Source organism: Pseudomonas sp. HS-18, from assembly GCF_020401845.1.
Classification (GTDB): Bacteria; Pseudomonadota; Gammaproteobacteria; order Pseudomonadales; family Pseudomonadaceae; genus Pseudomonas; species Pseudomonas nitroreducens.
This window is the reverse complement of record NZ_CP084413.1, coordinates 1,430,056-1,450,421: the sequence shown is the minus strand read 5'-3', so window position 1 is coordinate 1,450,421 and position 20,366 is coordinate 1,430,056. Positions and strand designations below refer to the sequence as shown.

Here is a 20,366-nt window from a genome sequence, read left to right as displayed (position 1 = left end):
ACCCACCGGGTCCAATTCCCGGTGGCGGGAATTGGCTCCATTATTCAATCTGGAGCGTTCCCATGTCTCAGAATCCCAATCCCTTTGTTCGCGGCTACTGGAACTTGAAAATCGTCCGCACGCTGTCCATCAGCTACGAGGACGGAAGCCCGCATGTCTGGCGAAATATCCACCCGAGCCAGCAACATCTTTCCGACCAGGAACTGATTTCATCTTCCTGCATCGTCACCAGCGATTTCGCGGTGGTCACGAACGGCTCTGAACCTATAAGCGCCGAGGTGCTGGCCGAATGCGATGCCGATGAGGGCGTTAACGGCGAAGGCGTGATCGGTGCCGTGGTCTATGCCATTCATGGCGAGGACTTCGACGGTCGCCTGATCCACGTCGGTGACAGCTATTCGGTCGAGGCCGCGCGGGAAATCGTGCAGCGCCTGAGTTTCGAGACCGGCTACTACAGCCGCTGCTGGGAAATCAGCAGCGCGCACATCAGCCAGGAAACCGGCCAGTACCTCGCCAATCTGGCGGACCTCGCCACGCCGGAGGCCTTTTTGTTCATCGCCTTTCGGGTTCCGTACAGCCCGGCGATCGGCGTCAAGCTGATCTCAACGCCCTGGACGGACCAGAACCTGGAGCACGCCGATGGCATCACCGCCGAGCAGCTTCGGCAGGAGCACCGCAGCAAGGGCATGCCAGACGACCTCGCGAACATCCTGGAACTGGCTGGCCAGGCCGATGTGCGCATCCTCATCCTCGACGCCGACGCGCCCGTGTTGCCGGGCTTGCCGCTGGCCGAGTCCTAGCAAACACACCACGAGCCCACCTTCCTCTTTGCCCTCCATGCCAGCCCGTCTCCTTTCTAGGAGCCGGGTTGGTCCAATTTCATAGGAGCACTTTATGTTCCCCGACCTCATCTCGCCCGCACGCGACTTCGAGCATCAGCTTGGAGCCTGCGTCAACGCCATGGGCCAGGACGACGCCATCGGCCAGATCTTGGTATTCGAGCGCTTGAGTGGCACGCTGCACATGCGCCATATCGCCAGCGCCGATCTGGCCGACACCGACATTGACGACTACGAAATGGTCGTTTTCGACGGTGGCAACACCGGCGGCGACACGTGGAAGCACGTGTTCTTTCCACGTCAGCGCGAACACTACTTCGTGTACCAAGCCTGACCACCCAGCCCCTTTCGAGGGGCCTTTTCTTGTCCCGGCGCAGGAAAGCGGGTGCGGCGCGGTGCGGTTTGCTGAGCGCAGGCCGCTCACTCAAGGGCCATCCTTACCCCATGTCCGTCGGCGTTGCCGACACATGCCCAGGCAGCCAAGACCTTCAAGGCTGCAAGCGCGGGAAACCGTGCTGGTTGTTTCTTCCTACGGACGCATCGCGCCCATTCACCCACAAGGGATCTCTCCCTTGCGGGCGGGAATCCCTTGTTCTTCCTCAAGGAGATTCACATGGATCGCTCTCTCATCAAGACCCTGATGCCTTCGCTGGTCGCAGGCCATGTGCCGCGCAACGTGCGGTCGTTCAAGTATCGCGTGTTCGATGATCAACCACAGTCCTCGACACTGGGCTTCGTCATTGATCCCCAGCCTTTCGACGGCAAGGTGGTAGCAGCCAGCGAAGACGCCATCGTCGTCAAGCTCAAGCCCAGCGAGTTCGCGGTACTCGATCCCAGCCTGGTGACCACCGTTCCCAGCGAGGGCACCAAGGTGCATGTCCAACCCTATGCCCGTCGCCGTTTCGACGGCCTGCGTGCGGACACGCCAGAAGAGCGCACCGAGATGATGTCCGACGGCACTCCCTACACCGTCAAGACACACATCCTCGGCTCCGCGCCGGCCAAGCTGCCCATTCCCGAGCCGCAGTGCTTGGAACTGGGTCAGCTCATCGAGCAGTTGGAGGAAATGCCGGCGCCCGACGGGTTCCGGCGCATCACCCACATGCTGGTCGATGCGGGCGCCCACGACTTCACCTGGGTCGATCCGAAGCCGTCCAGGATCATCGAAACGCCCCCGGCGATCAGTTTCACGGTTTCGACCGCGAAGTTCGCCGGCCAGGTGACGATCCTCTACCAGCGCGGCAGCGATACCTATGCGGTGGAGCTGCGCCGCGACGGCGAGTTGGTCGATCGGCACGACGAGGTGTACTTCGACATGCTCGGCGAAGTGCTGGAGCGGCTCATCGACGACGGACGCTGGCGTCTGATCGATGTGAGCGTGATCGGCGCGGAGACGTCCCGACGGCGCCGCGCTGTACCTGCGTGACACCACGAAAAAAACCAGGCGACATGCCCCCACAGGCTCTCCCTCCATTCGGAAGGAGGGCCTTTTTTCTGCCTGGGAGATTCATCAAAGGGAATCGCCCGGATGCCGATTGATGGCTGCCTCGCGCGCGAGGCGAGGCCATGCTGAGCCCATGCCTGCTGACGTTGTCAGCGACATGCCAGGCAACCATCGGTCTTCGAGGTTGCGGCGCAGCTCCCACTGCGTGACCGAGCCAGCTCGCACCGCATCCATCCGCGAGCGGCCACCAGTCTCTGGTGGTGGATGCTTTCGCCTTATCAACCCATCGCGGGGTTACGCACCTTTCCCCGCAGCGTGGGACTGGTGTGTCTCCGCTTCATCCCTATGGAGATTCACCATGAGCACCACGTCCAACGAGAAATCGTATTTCGACCTCCACACCTCGGGCATCGGTTACATCCAGCGTGTCCGTGAAGTGCCTGTTCGGGGCGGCCGCCGTGCGCAGCCTTTTCTGGCATGCACCATCGCCGCGCTGGTCGGTTCCGCAAAGGACCCCAGCTATCGCTATTTCGACGTCAAGGTCTCGGGTGCCGAGGCCAAGAAGCTGGTCGAGCGCTGCATCGGCGTTGACGATCCCAAGCAGCGCCCGCTGGTGCGCTTTCGCCTCGGCGACCTGTGGGGCGATGCGTACATCCGCGACAAGGGCGAGCAGAAAGGCCAAGCCGCCGCGTCCCTCAAGGCGCGACTGCTCAAGGCCGAGCCACTTGACCGAGCCGAACTGGCTTCGATCAGGCATCACGAGCTGATCACCCGCGGCATCGGCTACCTCAGCCGTCCGAAGGACGTCACGCCCAAAGATGGCGACCCGTTCCTCTCTTGCACCGTCGCCGCGCTGGCCGGGCCTGTCGATGAACCGGAGTATCGGTACTTCGACACCATCGTTACCACCCCTGAAGCCGAGCATCTGGTTCGCCGGTGCGTGCAGGCCATCGAAGGGGACTGCAAGGTGCTGATCGCCTTCCGTCTCAACGACATGAAGATCGATCCGTACATCCGCACCAAGGGTGAACGCGCTGGGGAACCGGCCGCAAGCCTGGAATCGACGCTGATCCACATCGGCCTGATCAAGATCGACGGCACCAAGGTCTATCCGACGAGCCCCGCGCAAGCCGAGACGCCGCCAGCCCAGGACGCATCCGCGTCCGAAGCCGAGGACGCCGGCCCCGCTGCCGATCAGCCTGCCGAGCCCGCCGAGCGCGAGCCCGAAGGTGAAGTGGAGAAGCAGGAGCCGGCATTGGCTGCTTCGTTCTGATCGGCAAGGCCCTCGCGGGCCTTGTCGTTTTCCCAATCGCTAAGGAGAACCATCATGGCAGCCACATCGGCATCCGATAAATCGGTTTCGCCCATTGTCGTCCCCGGCCAACTCACGCTGCGCACCATTCGCGGCAAGAACGGCCCCTTCACCGTCGGTCGCCTCGCCACGCACCTCGGTACGTTCGAGGTCAAGGACCCGGAGCTGGAGCAATACCCCGAAGGCAAGTACGACGGGGAATTCATCATCAGGTACATCTTCCCGAAGTCCTACCCGGTCGGTGGTGGCATGCGTTTCGAAATCCGCGCCAGTCTGGACGGAATGACGCTCTACGACATCGACAAACTGAGCCGTGACGAGGCACGCAGCTTCGCCACTCAGGACCTCGATCCACTTGACGAAGAGCTGGGCGCACAGCCTGCGGTAACGCCGGCAATACCGGCCAAACCAGCCAAATCGTCCAGGCCCGCCAAGCCCGCACCTGTGCAGGCATCCGCAGACCCGCTGGTCGATACCACCCCCTTTGGTGTGGATGCGCCGACGCCCGCTACGGCGACTGCCTCCGGCAGTACCGAAGAGGGCGATGCCGCGCTGTTCGGCCTGCTGTGGCCACTGGATGAGTCCGTGAAACTGGATTCGACCATCGACCGCCGCACCCTGCGCGCGCAGATCGCTCGCTTGAGCGAACTGGGTTATGCGCTGGACTTCAAGACGCAAGAGTGGAGCCGCCAGGCCGAACTGCAACCCGCGTAGTACGGAACGCTGCATCTGCGGTGTTCCTCACCCACCCGCCGGGGGCCTTCCCCTCGGGGGAAGCCTCCGGCTTCATTTCTCCCGGAGGCCTCTCATGGGCTGGTATTTCTCCCCCCAATCGCGGTCTGAACTGATCGCGGAACTGATCACACCGCAAGAGACCGAGCGCACCAGCGTGAAGGTCATCGCCCACGCACTGCGTGGCAACGTCCTCTGGTCTGTTACGCAAGTGACGGCCAAAGCCGACGGCGTACATCGTGATCTCGCGCCAGGTCAGTCCCTGCGCTATATCCGCTGCGATCTGCTGCAACGCAGCGGCGGCCAGTGGGGCTACAAGCCGCTGGACGAATCCATGCACCCGTACTACTACTCGTGCCCGCTGTCCTATCTGGATCTCGCACCGGAGCAATCCGCCGACTGGCGTGCAGGCGTTCGCGCCTACCACGCGCAGAGGCGCATACCCAAAGCAGCCCCGGCTACGACGCTGACGGCCTGAACCAGGGCGTTTGCCCTACCACCCCAAGGGGCAGCAATTGCCCCAGCGGCGCTGCTGTTCCCGCTTATCCGAGGACACCACCATGCCCGCAAACCCTTCTTCCACCACGCTGTATCGCATCGACGAATGCCCGGACGTGATGGCCGACGCTTGCGTCGGCGATGACCAGGGCAATCTGATCTTCCTGTCGATCTGGGCGCGGGACACCGCCGTCCAGCAGTTCCTTGCTCGCCTGACCCTCGGGCGTGACGAGCAAGGCCTGGAGCAGTTCCACGTCATCACCGACCAGGGCGGCAGCGTCCCGGTGTTCGTCGGCAACGTCGATCGCCTGGAAAAGCGCATGACCCGCGCCTACCGGCGAACGCTGTTCGGTTCGCTGTCCAACGTGTGGCTGTTCGATCGGCGCTGCGTCAAGCCCGACAAGGCCAACGCCAGCGCACTGGCATTGCTGCCCCGCGATAGCGACCACCGGCTTGACCGCCTGTGGACGTTGGTGCAGGACACCTGCCCACTGCCATTGCTCGACCACTGGCGCGAAACCGTGCTGGAACTGCTGCAAAGCCGCGAGATGCTGACCCGCCTGCCGTTCGCCCTCGGGCCTTTGGTGGGCCATCGGCTCGCCATCGACGTGCCGGCGCTGACCCAGGCGCTCGGCTCGCTGATCCGCAGTGACGTGCTCACCGCCTATCCCTATCCGGCCAAGATTTGGACGCCGGAAACGGTAGCGGCTTGACCCACCTGCGCAGGCACGCCAAGGCGTGCCTGCGCCAATCATCCCCGCCAACCAGGAGACTTCCATGGCTCTCATGTTCCCGCGGCTCGCCCGCAATTTCGTGAAAAACGGGTACTTCCCGACCGACGAACCCACGCTCGAAAGAGCGCTCAACGCATTGATGCCCAGTAACTCTGAATCCAATGGGCCGATGTGCATCCTCGATCCCTGCGCCGGCGAAGGCGTGGCAATCGCTGAAGCGGCTCATGCCCTGGGGCGCGAGCATGCCAAGGCGTTCGCCGTCGAGTTCGACGCAGAGCGGGCGCGCCATGCCCGTGGTCTGGTCGATCACTGTCTGCACGCGGACCTGATGGACACGATGATCTCCAAGCAGTCCTTCGGTCTGCTCTGGCTCAATCCGCCGTATGGCGACCTGTCCAAGGACGTCAACGGCAACATTGGCTATCAAGGTCAGGGCCGAGCCCGCCTCGAAAAGCTGTTCTACCAGCGCACGCTGCCCCTGTTGCAGTACGGCGGCGTGCTGGTCTTCATCGTCCCCGGCTACGTGCTCGATGCCGAGCTGGTCGGCTGGCTGACACGCCACTACACCGACCTGCGGATCTATCGAGCGGTGGAAACGCAGTTCAAGCAGGTGGTGATCTTCGGGCGACGGGTGCGTCAGCGTGAGCAGACACCCGATGCCGTCAAGGCCGTGCGCAGTCTGTTGCTGCAGATTGGGCTTGGCGAAATCGAAGCCGAGGAGCTGCCGAGCGAATGGCCGTTCCTGCCGTACATCGTCCCCGCCAGCCCGGCGGAGCCGGGGCATTTCTTCCGCGTGACGATGGAGCCGGAGCAGTTCGCCGATGAGGTTGGCAGACTGCAAGGCCTCTGGCCGTCGCGGGATACGCAGTTGGGGGCCGCGCAGCAGACGCTACGTCCACCGGCGCGGGCCTTGTCCCACTGGCATCTCGCCCTGGCTCTGGCCGCAGGCGCGATCTCGGGAGTCGTGCAATCCAAGACGGGGCGCGTGCTCGTCGTCAAAGGTGATACCCACAAGGACAAGACGCTCCAGCGGGAATTCACCGAGCGCGAAGACGGCTCGATCGCCGAGACGCGCATCCTCACCGACAAGTTTGTTCCCGTCATCCGCGCGTGGGACATGACGCCTGATTCCCCGACACGGGGCGAGGTGTTGACCATTCGCTGATTGTTTTTCACCGCCGACGGTTCGCCGTCGATTTTTCCACCCACCGGGGTCCAGTCGCCCCGATGGGGTGCCGTGGCCCCTCCATATCCAGGAGCCTTCCATGGCAGCCCAAGCACTTTCCATCAGCCAGACACCGAGCCTGCGCTTCTCGCCAGGCCAGGTGGTCATGACCTGCGGCGTCGATGACCTGGTCCGACAGGGCCGGCTCAACCCGACTCCCTACCTGCGTCGCCACCTCGGCGGCGATTGGGGCGACCTCGACGACAGCGACAGGCGGCAGAACGATGCCGCGCTGAAGTCCGGCGAGGATCGTCTGTTTTCTTCTTACCAGGTCACACCCGGCCTGAAGATTTGGATCATCACCGAATGGGATCGCAGCGTCACCACGCTGTTGCTGCCCAACGAGTACTGACCGCGAGTTGTCACCGCAGGCCAAGGAGCGCCTGTACTGTCCAACCACCGACGGTTCGCCGTCTCTCTTCCCACCACGGGGCATGTCATCGCCCCGCTGGGGTGGTGCATGCCCCATTTTTCTTGGAGCATCACCATGTCCATCGATCTCGAAGCCACCGCCGCTGAAGCCACGTCCGTCCAGGGCGAGCTGCTCGAAGCGGAATCATCCCCTCTGACCCTGAGCCTTCAGGATTTTGTCGGCGAGTTCGGCGACGAACTGCTCGACTCTCTCAACCGCGCCAACCCGCCGGTCTATACCGGCCAAGCGCAAGCACAGCGGCAACTTGTCGTTGCCAGCCTCAAGCGCAAGCTGTTCCAGGCCCAGGCCGACGTTGTCCATGCTGCCGCCGAGCTGCTGGTCGATCAAGGCGAACGCGCTGCGATCGTCAATGGCGAAATGGGCTGCGGCAAGACGACCGTCGGCATCGCCACGGCCGCGGTGCTCAACGCCGAAGGCTACCGCCGCACGCTGGTACTTTCGCCTCCCCACTTGGTCTACAAGTGGCGGCGCGAGATCCAGGAGACGGTGGCCGGCGCCAAGGTCTGGGTGCTCAATGGCCCGGATACGCTGGTCAAGCTCATCAAGCTGCGCGAGCAGTTGGGTGTGCAGCCCACGGGCCAGGAGTTTTTCATCCTGGGCCGCGTCAGGATGCGGATGGGGTTCCACTGGAAGCCGGTCTTCACCCAGCGGCGCACCCGCCACGGCGACGTGGCAGCGTGCCCGAACTGCGGCACGGTCATCACGGACCTCGACGGCGAACCGGTCAACCCGATCTCGCTCGAAGCCGAGGAGTCCCGCAGGAAGTGCAGCCACTGCGCCGCGCCCCTGTGGACGCTGATCCGCCCGCGTAGTCTGTCCGGCAGCGACCAGTCCTCGGTCGTCCTCAAAGCCTTGAAGCGTATCCCGACCATCGGGGAAGTCACCGCGCAGAAGTTGATGCAGAAATTTGGTGACGGCTTCCTGGCCTCGATGCTGGGTGACAACATTCATGAGTTCATCAACCTCATGGATGGCAACGGCGAGCTGGTGTTTTCCGACCGTCAGGCCACGCGCATGGAACGTGCGATGGCCAACATGGAGTTTGGCTTTGGCGAGGGCGGCTACCAACCGTCCGAGTTCATCAAACGCTACCTGCCGCAAGGCACGTTCGACCTGCTCATCGCCGACGAGGCGCACGAGTACAAGAACGGTGGCAGTGCCCAGGGCCAGGCCATGGGCGTGCTGGCGGCGAAGGCTCGCAAGACCTTGCTGCTGACCGGCACGCTGATGGGCGGCTACGGCGATGATCTGTTCTACCTGCTGTTCCGGGCACTGCCAGGGCGGATGATCGAAGACGGCTACCGCCCGACCACGAGCGGCAGCATGACCTCGGCTGCGATGGCGTTCATGCGCGATCACGGCGTCCTCAAGGACATCTACTCCGAGAGCGCCGGCACGGCGCACAAGACGGCCAAGGGCACCAAGGTATCGGTGCGCACGGTCAAGGCTCCCGGCTTCGGCCCGAAAGGGGTCTTGCGTTGCATCCTGCCGTTCACCATATTCCTCAAGCTCAAGGACATCGGTGGCAACGTCCTGCCACCGTATGACGAGGAGTTTCGTGAAGTCCAGATGGACGTGGCGCAAGCTGCGGCCTACCGCGATTTGGCGGGTCGGCTGACCGCAGAGCTGAAACAGGCTCTGGCGCGACGCGATACGACCTTGCTGGGGGTGGTGCTCAACGTGCTGCTGGCCTGGCCGGATTGCTGCTTCCGGTCGGAGACCGTGGTGCATCCACGCACGCGCAACACCTTGGCGTTTGTCCCGGCTCAGTTCAATGAGTTCGAGATCAGCCCCAAGGAGCGTGAGCTGATCGAGATCTGCAGGCAGGAGAAGACACAGGGCCGCAAGGTTCTGGCCTACACGGTCTATACCGGCACGCGCGATACCACGTCGCGCCTGAAGGGGCTGCTGGAGCAGGAAGGCTTCAAGGTGGCGGTGCTGCGCGCAAGCGTGGATGCCAGCCGCAGAGAAGACTGGATCGCCGAGCAACTGGACCGTGGCATCGACGTGCTCGTCACCAATCCCGAGCTGGTCAAGACGGGGCTGGACCTGCTGGAGTTCCCGACGATTGTGTTCATGCAAAGTGGCTACAACGTGTACTCGCTCCAACAGGCAGCACGCCGCTCCTGGCGCATCGGGCAGAAGCAACCCGTGCGCGTGATCTACCTCGGCTATGCCGGTTCCTCGCAGATGACCTGCCTGGAACTGATGGCCAAGAAGATCATGGTCTCGCAGTCCACCTCGGGCGATGTGCCCGAATCGGGGCTGGATGTCCTGAACCAGGACGGTGATTCCGTCGAAGTGGCGCTGGCCCGGCAATTGGTCACCGCCTGATTTCCACGCCACAAGCCGGCCTAGCGCCGCCGGCTTTCTGTTCTTCCCACCTTGCAGCCCCGTCCGCGTTCTTCGTGGGCGGGGCTGCGTTTTTCTCTCATTCCAAAGTGTTCCCGTGAAGGCCGAGCGCTTGCCCAAGGCAGCAAACCGGGCACCACCCAGTTCGCATTCCTGGCTGACCGCACGGCATCGCGCCGCCAATGTATCGGCATCGCAACAGAAGAGCCGATGCCATGCCCGCCATCCATGTATCCCGGCGTCTGGTCGGCGCTGGTCTCCTGGCCGCTGCCCTGGCCAGCGGCTGCGCCACCACGACCGCGCCACTGGCACCAGACGCCATAGAGGAAATCGCCTCCGTTCCCCAACCCGAGGCACCCGAGTTCATTCCCGTCGTGCGCTATGGCCGCTACACGCTGGTTGAGCTGGCACCCTCGGCAGCGCAGCGTGACTTGCTGTTGCAGACCATCGATGTGTCCATGCCGGAGGATGCCCGTGCCACGGTGGGCGATGGCCTGCGGCATGTGCTCAAACGCAGTGGTTACCAGCTTTGCGAGATGGCCCACGCCGTGACCGAGTTGTATGCGCTGCCGCTGCCGGCGGCGCACCTGCATCTTGGCCCCATGACCTTGCGCGATGCGCTGCTTACCCTGGCTGGCCCGGCCTGGGAACTGCACGCGAATGACCGGGCACGGCAGATTTGCTTTGAGCAGGCTGGAGGCAGTGCGACCGCCGAGCACGCACACGAACCGCCTGCTGCCGAGGCGGTGCAGACGTTTCCGCTGATGCCTTCGGTTTCGGGAGGCCAGCCATGAATGCCGCGCAGTCTCCCCGTCGCCCGATCACCGCCATGATGTTGCAGAGCCTGATGTGGCTCTGGCTGATCGGCCTCAGCGTTTTCGTCGCTCTCGGCTACCAGGCGGTGAACGAGCAGGTCGACCAGGAGCTGCTTAATTCCCGCCTGCAACGTCTCGAAGCGCAGGCGGTAGGTCTGGCCGAGGCCATTGAGGCCATCCAGCAGCGTCCAACCGTCGCAACGGCGGCAGACCTTAAAGACACCCGCGAACTCCTGGAAGCACGCGCTGCCCAGGTCGAGACAACGCTGAGCGGCTATGCCGCTGCTGACGACCTTCAGGCGCTGCGCACGGAGGTCGAGCAAATCAAGACGCGCCAGACCGTTGCGCGCACCGCAGCACCCGCTCAGCCGCGCACACCGCGCAGGCCCAACGCCAAGCCGGAACCGCTGCCACTGCCGTTCCGCATAGTCGGCGCCGAACTTCGCGCCGGCCAGCGCAGCCTGTCCGTCGCGCCGAGCAACGGGGACTTCACGCCCGACCAGCTTGAGGTGCTGCTGCCCGGCGATTCGCTCGGCCCATGGCGCTTACAGGCGGTCGAGGGCAATACCGCCGTGTTTCAGGCCGGCGACCAGACCCGTCGCGTGGCGATCCCTTGAGCTTAGGACACGACATGAAGCCAGCCATGATCTTTTCCGCGCTTCTGCTCGCGTCTGCCCAGTTGCCCACCTGGGCGCAGCAGCCGGCCACGGCCACCGCCGGCAATGCCCAGAGCCAGGAGCGTCCGCTGGTCACTCGCACCTTGACCGACAGGGTGGCAAGCGACTGGGGCCTGCAGCCGCAGGAGTGGACGCGCTATCGCGAACTGATGGATGGGCCGCTGGGCATCTACTCGCCCAACCTGGACCCGCTGTCCGCCCTGGGCATCGAGGCGCGCACCGACGATGAACGGCGCCGCTACGCCAAACTGCAGGTGCAGATCGAGGCGCGCCGTGTCGAGAAGCTGCTTGCCTACCAGCGCGCCTACGACGAGGCCTGGCAGCGCCTGAATCCCGGCATGCAGCGCGTGAACCTGCCTGACGACAAGCCCGGCGCCGGCACAAGCGCCAACCCCTTGCGCGGTTCAGGCCGCACGGCCGTGTTCGTCAAGGACGGCTGCGCGGCCTGCGGGCAGCTTGTGCAGCGCCTGCAATCCTCCGGCACCGAGTTCGACCTGTACATGGTCGGCAGCCGCCAGGACGACAGGCGCATCCGCGACTGGGCCAAGCGTGCGAACGTCGATCCGGCGCGCGTGCGCAGCGGTGGCATCACGCTCAACCATGATGGCGGGCGGTGGCTGTCGCTGAGCTTGCCCGGCGACCTGCCGGCGGTCGTGCGCGAGGTGAACGGCCAATGGCAGCGCCAGCCGTAACGGCCACCTCCGTTTCGCAGTGCTTGCGCGCACTGGCGCTCGTGGCGGGCCTGTGCGCCTGCGCCGCCCATGCCCAGGAGCTTCCGCCACCGGCTTACCAGCTTGCCGCACAGCGCGCAGGCATCCCCTCGACGGTGCTCTACGCCGTAGCCTTGCAAGAGAGCGGCATCCGACGCAATGGACGCATCGTCCCGTGGCCGTGGTCGCTCAACGTCGCTGGCCAGTCGCGTCGTTACGCAACACGCGCCGACGCCTGCGCCGGTTTGCAGCAGGCGATGCGCGCCACGCCGCACACGCGCATCGACGCGGGCCTTGGCCAGATCAACCTCGGCTACCACCAACAGCGCTACGCCAGCGCGTGCGACCTGCTCGACCCGTACCGCAATCTTTCCATCGCCGCTGAAATCCTGAAAGAGCAGCACACCACTGGCGAGGACTGGTTGCTGGCAATCGGTCGCTACCACCGTCCTGCGGGCGGAGAACCTGCCGCCCGTTACAGGCGGAGCGTGTCGCGCCACCTTGCCCGTGTGCAGGGCACGCACCCAACCACCGCGGCCCTCGCTGCGCGCCTGGAGACATCCCCATGACGAACCTCCCTCTGAGCAACTTCACGCTGAAGGGTCTGCTCATGCTGCTGGCGGCTCTGCCGCTGGCCTCGCGTGCCGGCGAGCCGCTGATCGTGGTCGAAGACCGTGGCGGCGCGTCGGCGCTGCCGTACTACGAGGCTCTGAACCTTCAGCCGCGCGCCGATGGTCCGGCCCGACCGCCCATCCCAATGCTCCCGGTGCCCGCCACGCCCATGGACGAGGCCGCGATGTTGCCGGTGCGCAGTGCCAAGCTCACGCCCGGCACCGTCGCGCGGCGGGTGATCGAAGCACCGGGCCTGCGGCCTTTCGTGGTCATCGGCGACGATGAGGCTTCGCAAGCCTGGCTGCGCCGCCATGCTACCTCGCTGCGCGAGCGCGGCGCGGTCGGCCTGGTGGTCAACCTCGAGACCGTGCAGGGCCTGGCACGGCTGCGCGCCCTGGTGCCGGGCGTACCCCTCGCGCCTGTGGCCGGTGACGAGCTGGCCGAGCGCCTGGCTCTGCGACATTACCCGGTGCTGATCACAGCCACCGGCATCGAGCAATGAAGCCATGTCGGGGAAACAGCCGGTCGAGGTTTTGCTGCGCCCAGCGGTGGAGTTCTATACCGTCGCGGCGTGTGCAGGCGCCGCGTTTCTGTCCCTGGTGGCCCCGTGGTCGCTCGCGCTGAGTCCGGCCATGGGCGTCGGCAGTGCGCTGGCGTTCTGCGCCTACGGTGCCATCCGCTACCGCGATGCCCGCGTCATCCTGCGCTACCGGCGCAACATTCGCCGCTTGCCGCACTACGTGATGACCAGCAAGGACGTACCGGTCAGCCAGCAGCGTCTATTCGTGGGGCGCGGGTTTCTGTGGGAGCAGAAACACACTCATCGGCTCATGCAGACGTACCGACCGGAGTTTCGCCTCTACGTCGAGTTGACGCCGGCCTACCGGCTGGCGCGCAGGCTGGAGGAACGGCTGGAGTTCGCGCCGTTCCCGCTGTCTCGGCTGCCCGCGCTCACGGGCTGGGATGTGTCTTTCAACCCGGTGCGCCCGCTGCCGCCTGTGGGCGGCCTGCCGCGCCTGCACGGCATCGAACCCGATGAGGTGGACGTCAGCCTGCCGCTGGGTGAGCGCGTCGGGCATTCGCTGGTGCTGGGCACCACGCGCGTGGGCAAGACGCGGTTGGCCGAGTTGTTCGTGACCCAGGACATTCGGCGCAAGAACGCCGACGGCGAACACGAGGTCGTCATCGTCATAGACCCCAAGGGCGATGCCGATCTTTTGAAGCGGGTGTACGTCGAGGCCAAACGCGCGGGCCGTGAGGGCGAGTTCTATGTCTTCCATTTGGGCTGGCCCGACATTTCCGCGCGCTACAACGCTGTGGGCCGCTTTGGGCGCATCAGCGAGGTGGCCACCCGTGTTGCAGGGCAGCTCTCCGGGGAAGGCAACAGCGCGGCATTTCGCGAGTTTGCGTGGCGCTTCGTCAACATCATCGCCCGCGCCCTGGTGGAACTGGGCCAGCGCCCGGACTACATGCTGATCCAGCGCCACGTCATCAACATCGACGCGCTGTTCATCGAGTACGCCCAGCACTACTTCGCCAAGACCGAGCCCAAGGCCTGGGAGGTGATCGTCCAGATCGAGGCCAAGCTCAACGAGAAGAACATCCCGCGCAACATGATCGGGCGCGAAAAGCGCGTGGTGGCGCTGGAGCAGTACCTCTCGCAGGCGCGCAACTATGATCCGGTGCTCGATGGCCTGCGCTCGGCAGTACGCTACGACAAGACCTACTTCGACAAGATCGTCGCATCGCTGCTGCCGCTGCTGGAGAAGCTCACCAGCGGCAAGATCGCCCAGCTTCTGGCCCCGAACTACTCCGACCTGGCCGACCCACGCCCGATCTTCGATTGGATGCAGGTGATCCGAAAGCGCGCCGTGGTCTATGTCGGCCTGGATGCGCTGTCCGACGCCGAGGTCGCCGCAGCGGTCGGTAATTCCATGTTCTCCGACCTGGTTTCGGTCGCAGGCCACATCTACAAGCACGGGATCGACGACGGCCTGCCGGGCGCATCGGCTGGCTCGCGCGTGCCGATCAACGTCCACGCCGACGAGTTCAACGAATTGATGGGCGACGAGTTCGTGCCGCTGATCAACAAGGGCGGCGGCGCTGGACTGCAAGTCACCGCGTACACGCAGACCCTCTCGGACATCGAAGCCCGCATCGGCAACCGGGCGAAGGCCGGTCAGGTGATCGGCAACTTCAACAACCTGTTCATGCTGCGCGTGCGCGAGACGGCTACCGCTGAATTGCTGACCCGGCAATTGCCGAAGGTCGAGGTCTATACGGCCACCATCGTCAGCGGCGCGACCGACAGCTCGGACATTCGCGGCGCGACAGACTTTACGTCGAACACCCAAGACCGCATCAGCATGTCCAGCGTGCCGATGATCGAGCCATCGCACGTCGTCGGCCTGCCCAAGGGCCAGTGCTTCGCGCTGCTGCAGGGCGGTCAGCTTTGGAAAGTGCGCATGCCACTGCCGGCGCCGGACCCGGACGAGGTGATGCCGGCGGACTTGCAGCAACTGGCAGGGTATATGCGTCAGAGCTACAGCGAAGCGACGCAGTGGTGGGAGTTCACCAGCTCCCCGGTCTTGCAGGACGCGGCCTTGCCGGACGACCTGCTCGATGAGGCGGCCAACGCCACACCCATCACCGACACGGGCGGCACGGCCAACGAAGAGACCGCGCCATGAGCGATGCCGCAGCCACTGCGCAGCGCGAGCAGAACCGCCGCCAGGGCCTGATCGTCGGCACCATCACCTTGCCGTTCCGGCTGCTCGGGGTGCTGATCGGCTCGCTGCTGTTCTCGATCGTCGTGGAGTGCGTCGGCATGCACCTGTTCTGGAAAGACCAGGGCTGGCAGCACTCCCAGCAGATGTTGCAGTACGAGTTGGGGCACCTGTCCGAGCACTTCACGCGCAGCTTGGTCGTGCAGGAGCCGGGGCGCACGGCGCATGCGCTGGTGGATACCGGTTATGAATGGGTATTCGTGCGATCAGGGCTGCTGGAGCGCATGAGCCAGACCGCAGAGCGCGCCCGTGCGCTCAGCCAAGGACAGGCGCGGAACTTCCGTTACTTCATCAGCCAGGTCTATGTCTGGACCGAGAGCTACCTGATCGCCGCTGCCTTCACCACACTCACTTTTTTGGTGCGCTTGTTGGTCCTGGCGCTCACGCTGCCGCTGATTTTCACGGCGGCATTTGTCGGTTTGATCGACGGTTTGGTGCGCCGCGATGTACGCCGGTTCGGGGCGGGCCGCGAATCCGGCTTTATCTACCACCGAGCAAAAGCCAGTCTGATGCCGCTGGCCGTGCTGCCCTGGGTCACGTACCTGGCCTTGCCGATCTCGGTACATCCGCTGCTGATCCTGCTGCCGAGCGCGGCCTTGCTGGGACTGGCCGTGAGCCTGACTGCAGGGAGCTTCAAGAAGTACCTGTAATCGAATCCCCATACGAAAACGCCCAGCTTCAACGGTCGGGTATTCTCGCGATCACCTCATGCTATTGTATCTTTCCCGTTTCTATGCTCATTTATTGAGCGGAGTCCGTTGCATAAGGGAACAATCCGTACCGTCCATGATACGGGTTCTTGCCGAACATAAGGGACTGCTCGCGCTGCATAATTGCAGCAGGCGGATCCGTGTTCTCAACAACGATGACTTGTGTGTCGCTAGGCAACGCTTCAAGATATGCATAGAACTGTTCTTGAAGGTCAGTACCAGTCAAATCATCTTCCGCTCCGTCTGGCTCTCGGTATGCAAGCAAAGGAGAATCGAGCACGACGAATCCCATGTGCGGCGTCTGGCGAGCACGACAGAAAGCAAGCAGTCCGAGGGTAAAGGCTGCATGCGTGATGGCGCGAAGGCCCTTACCAAAAGCACTACGCGACTTTCCAGCAATGACAAGATCCCGAGTCTTGGAATCGAAGTAAACATCCCCAGCCTCTGGGAAGTGCCAACCAGTCAGTATGCCCTCGACAGTCTTGGCAAAACTGTGGGTCACCGTGGTTGAGAGGTCTGCGTTTGCAACCGCGCCAGCCTTCTCCTCTTCGGTGCCTTTTTCAAGGTCGGCGCGACGGCGCTCCATGTCTTGCACAGTGGCGTAGAGTGCCAGTGCTTCGCGCACCTGGGCCCGCTTGTCGGCAAAATCTGAATAGGACTTGCGAAGGGTCGAAAGCTTAGGTGCGATCAATTCTTCAACCGACTCTGAGATTGACTCCAACTCTCGAACCACAGTAGGCATCCTGCGATCAAAGTTGGCACCTTCGCGCTCAAGGCTTTGGACAGTCGTTACAAGTTCAGCGCGCAAAACTTCGATCTTGGCGATCTCCATTCGTGCAGCCTGAACGACGGCATCAGTGTCTCCATTGCACCCAGCATCGGCGCGATGATGATCGGGGTTCGCGCCGCAGAGAGGGCAATGCCCGGCGCCAAGTACGCTAAACAGCGTCCCGCCTTCCTCAATGGCACGCAACCTTTCAATATCGGACACGTAATGTCTGTCGAGCAGTCTGAATCGTTCAAGCATCGCGCCGACCTCTGCACGCCGCTCTCGGCTTTCCTCCAGTTTCTTGCGCAGTTCTCGCCGCTTCCCGGCAGCCTCCTGAAATTCAGCTTCCGTGGTGTTTACCTGAGCCGCCTGTTGGTGAAGCGAGGTGTCGATCTTCTCTAGCTGCTCCTCCAACTCCTTCGGACTCTTGGTCAACTCTTTGAGCCGATCGCGATAGTCGTCAAGAAGCTGATCGAGAAGATGCAATTGCGCCTCACGCGACAACTCCTCCGGCTCACTCTTATTACTGGCGACTAATGCGGAGTCGTCCGCTCCGGTTAGAAGTAACTTGAACGTCGCCAAGTTCGGCGTATTGGCGGTGGGATTGCCATCAACGAGCGGAGAGCTTTGTTGTGTGATCTCCGTCTCATCGACGATCATCAAGCGCGCAATGTTGCGAAAGCTCAGGCTGATGGTTTCGTTCCGGGAGTTTTTTCGGACACGCTTGCTTCCAAGGCCACATAGATTCAGCAAGAATGAGGAAAGATTCGCACTGTTCCTATCGCTGTGCTTCTCGTCAAGTTGCGTGTACGGGATGTCGGGCGTCGGCGGTGTCTGGTGCAAGTCTTCGTAGAGCCGGAAACCACCACCATCCACGCTGCGCCAGAGCGTAAATGACTTCCCATCAAGGGTCTCAATTCCCAAGAGAACGAGGTCGTAGCCGACGCGCTCAGGGATATCTCGCAGGGGTGGTTTGCCACCGAGCATGAAGTCGATGGCTTCGACAATGAAAGACTTTCCAGTATTCGACGCGCCGTAAATAACGTTGAGACCGGCGCCGAAGGTCACTGTTGCGGGCGGCTTCTGTGGGCCGAAAAAACCGAGGAAGCGCAAGCGAAAGCCGGGAGTTACTGACGTCATGCTTCGCCTCCCAGGCTTTGCTCGACGCGCTGGAATTCCTCGACCCATTTATCGAAGAAGCGGCGCATCATACCTTTGAACTGTTCGTCCGTTAGGTCACCAATGGTTTCGACAAGCCATACAGCGCGATCCTTTAGAGACAGCAGATAGTTGGAAGATACTGACGACAGGAACGTCGCAGCATTCTCGCCTGCACCATACTTGATTCCCTCGGGTGTAACTTCACGCTCCACAAGGTCGCGGGTCATCATTAGAAGCAGCGATTGCTCGATCAATTTCCGGCGCACGAGCAATTCAGCCGAGTGCATTGGTGTCGGTGGGTGCAAATTGTCGGGGCCGTCGATATCGCCGGTATGAACAAGAAGGTAGTCAAGGGCGACAAGCCGCTGGAGGTCGTAGGTTTGCGGATAGGCGGCACCCAGAATCGAGACCGCACGAATACCGGCCTCAAGTGGACCATTGAAGGTGATCGGCTTATGTTCTTGGCTCATGATCGTGTCCACCGAAGGCGCTCTTCATTCACGAGTTGATGGCAGATCCCATCCCGGTCTTTGGGGTTCGTACAAGTGATGAGAGCGTTTGCCGTAATCTGCATGTCGCGGGCCGCCTTGGTGACGGCGCAGACTTTTTCGTAGCCATCGGCGTGGTTCCCGTCATGTGTGTCGATAACGCCATCGTGGATGTCGTCTAGCAAGGACTCGAATGTGCCGGGCGGTACACTGTCGCGTGCGAAGACGCGCAGCGACTCCGCCTCATAGAACGCTTCGCGCTGACGGCGGAAATGATCCTTGAGCTTCGGTACGGACAAGGTCGAGGGGTCAGTCACAATTGTTTTTGTGTGCTCGCTGTATGCGCCAAACAACTGCGTCACATAGCGACTCTCGGTGACAGCGACTTCCTGGGGAGGTTTTTCGGATGCAGGCCGCGTTGGCAGTCCACCACCGAAACGCGCTGTGTGGACCGGTGTGGCACGATGATCATCAACAAGCTGAAGCGCAGTCTTGGCGTCGAAGATGGAGAAGTCGAAGGTGTCCACATAGGCCCGGAGTTCCGCATCGAGCAGCACTTCTTGCGTGCTAGTGATCGCACCTTTCACATGCTTATCCCAGTTCGCAAACAGTTCCTCGCGTAACTTCGTTGCATTCGAGAATAGGCGGCTAAGCGACGTGCCAGCACCGAGCGGCGAAACAAAATAGTAGCGACGGGGGGCCGCGTATTCACCTTTGTACGAGTACCAGATGACCTTACCGAACTCAGTCCATACATCGCTGGGCCTGATGGCATGGTCGTAGTGCTTACACTGGAAGTTTTCCCATATACCCTGAAGGCGTTCTCCGTCAGCGAACCCAGCGACGTCGATACCCATATCACCAGCACCTGAGAAGCGCTGAACGTGTTCGTACTTCGTCGTGAGGCAGTAATAAGCCCACTCCTCGACGAACCCCTCCCACTCTCCTGGCGAGTAGGTCAGTAGCCTTTGCTGCGGCGGCATCACAGGGCCGTTCGCCACCTGTGCGGCCGTAACAACGGTCGCGGGGATCGGCGGCTTATTGATATCCTTCCAACTTGCTGTCATGACGCACCTTGTCCCTGGTTACCATGAGGGCAGAAGTACGGGTTTTTGTGTATCTGTGCTGCCTGGACTTTTTTTGTGAAAAAATCCGTGAGGTCGTCCTGTCGCTCAAGCAGGCGTACGACCTCCTGAAGCGTCGAGAGAACCAGAACTTTGTGTTGCAGGAACTCTCGTACCGTGTGAATCGCAGGTTCCGTGTAATCACTGGCAGAGATGAAGATACCTCGAACTTCGGCCCTCGACATGAGACGTACAAGATGCTCTGCAATCTCTGGTTTTCCCACCGGATTGCGATACCACTTCATTTCCACGAAGTACAGAACACCGCCGAGTTCAATGACCCCATCAATCTGCTCGACAATCCCTGCGCCAGCCTCACCAACCAAGTGGAAGGCTTTATGGATGAGAACGCCGTAGGCTTGGAATAGATTATTGAGGGCCGTTTCCAGCAATTTCCCGCGTTCCTGCGCCGTCGCGGCGGTGCCAAACAATGCATACAAACCCTGCTTGGCATTCTCGATCCTGGAACTGCGCTCGCGATTTTCTGCTGCGATCCGCTTCGACTCGGCGAGGCGAGCTTGTCGTTCTTCTTCGCGGGCATTGTTCATGCGCGTGAAAGCGTCTTTCTGGTTAACGACTTCGCGGATACTAGCGACAAGGCCCTTGGCCTTGAGCTGGTCGGCGGGCCAGCACGAATCGAAGTTCGCAAAGTCCACCACGCGCCGCAGTACTTCCCGCCGTTCACGGAGAGCGTGTTCCCCCTTTGCGTTGAGGCGGTCAAGCACCGTGCGAACCATCTGGTACTTGTTGACGTCCTTCGGTGCAGCCCTCAAGTGAGCGGCAATGTCAGAAGTCATGTTGTCAGGCACTCCTGCGCCCCGGAAGAACACCAGCACATCCTGCTTCGAGCGATTGAGCAGCGGCACGACATCCACCAGTAGATTGAACAGCTCTGGTGGATAGTGGAATGTGATGTCTGTCGGTGCATCAGTCATGCGCCGCTCC

At 62.5% G+C, this 20,366-nt stretch carries 21 protein-coding genes; 17 read left to right on the top strand and 4 right to left on the bottom strand.

All coding sequences use genetic code 11. From position 1 onward, the window contains the following. Positions 1 to 62: 62 nt before the first annotated feature. The 17 genes from LDJ84_RS06825 (at position 63) to LDJ84_RS06745 (ending at position 15,819) form a co-directional block, all read left to right on the top strand. Positions 63 to 800, top strand: a complete 738-nt coding sequence (locus LDJ84_RS06825) for a hypothetical protein (RefSeq protein WP_033981909.1) — start codon at positions 63 to 65, stop codon at positions 798 to 800. Between the two features lie 94 nt (positions 801 to 894). Continuing rightward, positions 895 to 1,173 (top strand): hypothetical protein, encoded by a 279-nt coding sequence (locus LDJ84_RS06820; RefSeq protein ID WP_003158620.1) that lies wholly within the window; start codon positions 895 to 897, stop codon positions 1,171 to 1,173. Between the two features lie 279 nt (positions 1,174 to 1,452). Next, positions 1,453 to 2,265, top strand: a complete 813-nt coding sequence (locus LDJ84_RS06815) for a hypothetical protein (RefSeq protein WP_033981911.1) — start codon at positions 1,453 to 1,455, stop codon at positions 2,263 to 2,265. 376 nt (positions 2,266 to 2,641) lie between these two features. Beyond that, on the top strand, positions 2,642 to 3,556 hold the full coding sequence (locus LDJ84_RS06810) for a DUF3577 domain-containing protein (RefSeq protein ID WP_033981913.1): 915 nt from the start codon (positions 2,642 to 2,644) through the stop codon (positions 3,554 to 3,556). A 54-nt stretch (positions 3,557 to 3,610) separates the two neighbouring features. Further along, positions 3,611 to 4,309 carry a DUF3275 family protein gene (locus tag LDJ84_RS06805; protein ID WP_033981914.1) on the top strand — a complete coding sequence of 233 codons (699 nt, stop codon included), beginning with the start codon at positions 3,611 to 3,613 and terminating at the stop codon, positions 4,307 to 4,309. Positions 4,310 to 4,403: 94 nt separating this feature from the next. Further along, a complete protein-coding gene (locus LDJ84_RS06800; protein ID WP_003158624.1) occupies positions 4,404 to 4,805 on the top strand; it encodes a hypothetical protein in 402 nt (133 codons plus the stop codon). Positions 4,806 to 4,887: 82 nt separating this feature from the next. Then, the gene (locus tag LDJ84_RS06795; RefSeq protein WP_003158625.1) at positions 4,888 to 5,538 is read left to right on the top strand and encodes a hypothetical protein; all 651 of its coding nucleotides are present in this window, start codon (positions 4,888 to 4,890) and stop codon (positions 5,536 to 5,538) included. Positions 5,539 to 5,602: 64 nt separating this feature from the next. After that, on the top strand, positions 5,603 to 6,724 hold the full coding sequence (locus tag LDJ84_RS06790) for a DUF6094 domain-containing protein (RefSeq protein WP_003158626.1): 1,122 nt from the start codon (positions 5,603 to 5,605) through the stop codon (positions 6,722 to 6,724). 100 nt (positions 6,725 to 6,824) lie between these two features. Beyond that, positions 6,825 to 7,136 (top strand): hypothetical protein, encoded by a 312-nt coding sequence (locus LDJ84_RS06785; RefSeq protein ID WP_033981916.1) that lies wholly within the window; start codon positions 6,825 to 6,827, stop codon positions 7,134 to 7,136. 135 nt (positions 7,137 to 7,271) lie between these two features. Continuing rightward, on the top strand, positions 7,272 to 9,551 hold the full coding sequence (locus tag LDJ84_RS06780) for a helicase-related protein (RefSeq protein ID WP_033981918.1): 2,280 nt from the start codon (positions 7,272 to 7,274) through the stop codon (positions 9,549 to 9,551). A gap of 233 nt (positions 9,552 to 9,784) precedes the next feature. Further along, on the top strand, positions 9,785 to 10,363 hold the full coding sequence (locus LDJ84_RS06775; protein ID WP_033981919.1) for a PilL N-terminal domain-containing protein: 579 nt from the start codon (positions 9,785 to 9,787) through the stop codon (positions 10,361 to 10,363). After that, positions 10,360 to 11,001, top strand: coding sequence for a hypothetical protein (locus LDJ84_RS06770; RefSeq protein WP_033981922.1), 642 nt, complete (start codon positions 10,360 to 10,362; stop codon positions 10,999 to 11,001). Before LDJ84_RS06775 ends, LDJ84_RS06770 begins: the two co-directional genes overlap by 4 nt. A 14-nt stretch (positions 11,002 to 11,015) precedes the next feature. Further along, complete coding sequence (locus LDJ84_RS06765) at positions 11,016 to 11,753, top strand: TIGR03759 family integrating conjugative element protein (RefSeq protein ID WP_226046104.1); 738 nt, start codon at positions 11,016 to 11,018, stop codon at positions 11,751 to 11,753. Continuing rightward, complete coding sequence (locus LDJ84_RS06760) at positions 11,735 to 12,340, top strand: transglycosylase SLT domain-containing protein (protein ID WP_041025077.1); 606 nt, start codon at positions 11,735 to 11,737, stop codon at positions 12,338 to 12,340. Before LDJ84_RS06765 ends, LDJ84_RS06760 begins: the two co-directional genes overlap by 19 nt. Beyond that, the gene (locus tag LDJ84_RS06755) at positions 12,337 to 12,885 is read left to right on the top strand and encodes an integrating conjugative element protein (protein WP_033981931.1); all 549 of its coding nucleotides are present in this window, start codon (positions 12,337 to 12,339) and stop codon (positions 12,883 to 12,885) included. Before LDJ84_RS06760 ends, LDJ84_RS06755 begins: the two co-directional genes overlap by 4 nt. Positions 12,886 to 12,889: 4 nt before the next feature. Next, entirely contained in the window at positions 12,890 to 15,073 is a 2,184-nt protein-coding gene (gene traD / locus LDJ84_RS06750) for a type IV conjugative transfer system coupling protein TraD (protein WP_033981934.1), read from the top strand. Then, entirely contained in the window at positions 15,070 to 15,819 is a 750-nt protein-coding gene (locus LDJ84_RS06745; protein WP_033981937.1) for a TIGR03747 family integrating conjugative element membrane protein, read from the top strand. Before traD ends, LDJ84_RS06745 begins: the two co-directional genes overlap by 4 nt. 91 nt (positions 15,820 to 15,910) lie before the next feature. On the opposite strand, the gene LDJ84_RS06740 is transcribed toward LDJ84_RS06745, so the two are convergent. The 4 genes from LDJ84_RS06740 to LDJ84_RS06725 are packed head-to-tail and all read right to left on the bottom strand — an operon-like array spanning position 15,911 to position 20,356. Next, a complete protein-coding gene (locus tag LDJ84_RS06740; protein WP_033981940.1) occupies positions 15,911 to 17,788 on the bottom strand; it encodes an ATP-binding protein in 1,878 nt (625 codons plus the stop codon). Beyond that, positions 17,785 to 18,279: an ABC-three component system middle component 2 gene (locus LDJ84_RS06735; protein WP_033981941.1), complete on the bottom strand. Its 495-nt coding sequence runs from the start codon at positions 18,277 to 18,279 to the stop codon at positions 17,785 to 17,787. The genes LDJ84_RS06740 and LDJ84_RS06735 overlap by 4 nt, the downstream gene beginning before the upstream one ends. Further along, positions 18,276 to 19,364, bottom strand: coding sequence for an ABC-three component system protein (locus LDJ84_RS06730; protein WP_033981942.1), 1,089 nt, complete (start codon positions 19,362 to 19,364; stop codon positions 18,276 to 18,278). The genes LDJ84_RS06735 and LDJ84_RS06730 overlap by 4 nt, the downstream gene beginning before the upstream one ends. After that, complete coding sequence (locus LDJ84_RS06725; RefSeq protein WP_033981944.1) at positions 19,361 to 20,356, bottom strand: restriction endonuclease; 996 nt, start codon at positions 20,354 to 20,356, stop codon at positions 19,361 to 19,363. The genes LDJ84_RS06730 and LDJ84_RS06725 overlap by 4 nt, the downstream gene beginning before the upstream one ends. Between the last annotated feature and the right edge of the window lie 10 nt (positions 20,357 to 20,366).

Excerpts from the sequence above, each read along its gene's own strand:
- LDJ84_RS06825 (WP_033981909.1), top strand. The coding sequence starts at position 63 with ATGTCTCAGAATCCCAATCCCTTTGTTCGCGGCTACTGGAACTTGAAA.
- LDJ84_RS06820 (WP_003158620.1), top strand. The coding sequence starts at position 895 with ATGTTCCCCGACCTCATCTCGCCCGCACGCGACTTCGAGCATCAGCTT.
- LDJ84_RS06815 (WP_033981911.1), top strand. The coding sequence starts at position 1,453 with ATGGATCGCTCTCTCATCAAGACCCTGATGCCTTCGCTGGTCGCAGGC.
- LDJ84_RS06810 (WP_033981913.1), top strand. The coding sequence starts at position 2,642 with ATGAGCACCACGTCCAACGAGAAATCGTATTTCGACCTCCACACCTCG.
- LDJ84_RS06805 (WP_033981914.1), top strand. The coding sequence starts at position 3,611 with ATGGCAGCCACATCGGCATCCGATAAATCGGTTTCGCCCATTGTCGTC.
- LDJ84_RS06800 (WP_003158624.1), top strand. The coding sequence starts at position 4,404 with ATGGGCTGGTATTTCTCCCCCCAATCGCGGTCTGAACTGATCGCGGAA.
- LDJ84_RS06795 (WP_003158625.1), top strand. The coding sequence starts at position 4,888 with ATGCCCGCAAACCCTTCTTCCACCACGCTGTATCGCATCGACGAATGC.
- LDJ84_RS06790 (WP_003158626.1), top strand. The coding sequence starts at position 5,603 with ATGGCTCTCATGTTCCCGCGGCTCGCCCGCAATTTCGTGAAAAACGGG.
- LDJ84_RS06785 (WP_033981916.1), top strand. The coding sequence starts at position 6,825 with ATGGCAGCCCAAGCACTTTCCATCAGCCAGACACCGAGCCTGCGCTTC.
- LDJ84_RS06780 (WP_033981918.1), top strand. The coding sequence starts at position 7,272 with ATGTCCATCGATCTCGAAGCCACCGCCGCTGAAGCCACGTCCGTCCAG.
- LDJ84_RS06775 (WP_033981919.1), top strand. The coding sequence starts at position 9,785 with ATGCCCGCCATCCATGTATCCCGGCGTCTGGTCGGCGCTGGTCTCCTG.
- LDJ84_RS06770 (WP_033981922.1), top strand. The coding sequence starts at position 10,360 with ATGAATGCCGCGCAGTCTCCCCGTCGCCCGATCACCGCCATGATGTTG.
- LDJ84_RS06765 (WP_226046104.1), top strand. The coding sequence starts at position 11,016 with ATGAAGCCAGCCATGATCTTTTCCGCGCTTCTGCTCGCGTCTGCCCAG.
- LDJ84_RS06760 (WP_041025077.1), top strand. The coding sequence starts at position 11,735 with ATGGCAGCGCCAGCCGTAACGGCCACCTCCGTTTCGCAGTGCTTGCGC.
- LDJ84_RS06755 (WP_033981931.1), top strand. The coding sequence starts at position 12,337 with ATGACGAACCTCCCTCTGAGCAACTTCACGCTGAAGGGTCTGCTCATG.
- traD (WP_033981934.1), top strand. The coding sequence starts at position 12,890 with ATGTCGGGGAAACAGCCGGTCGAGGTTTTGCTGCGCCCAGCGGTGGAG.
- LDJ84_RS06745 (WP_033981937.1), top strand. The coding sequence starts at position 15,070 with ATGAGCGATGCCGCAGCCACTGCGCAGCGCGAGCAGAACCGCCGCCAG.
- LDJ84_RS06740 (WP_033981940.1), bottom strand. The coding sequence starts at position 17,788 with ATGACGTCAGTAACTCCCGGCTTTCGCTTGCGCTTCCTCGGTTTTTTC.
- LDJ84_RS06735 (WP_033981941.1), bottom strand. The coding sequence starts at position 18,279 with ATGAGCCAAGAACATAAGCCGATCACCTTCAATGGTCCACTTGAGGCC.
- LDJ84_RS06730 (WP_033981942.1), bottom strand. The coding sequence starts at position 19,364 with ATGACAGCAAGTTGGAAGGATATCAATAAGCCGCCGATCCCCGCGACC.
- LDJ84_RS06725 (WP_033981944.1), bottom strand. The coding sequence starts at position 20,356 with ATGACTGATGCACCGACAGACATCACATTCCACTATCCACCAGAGCTG.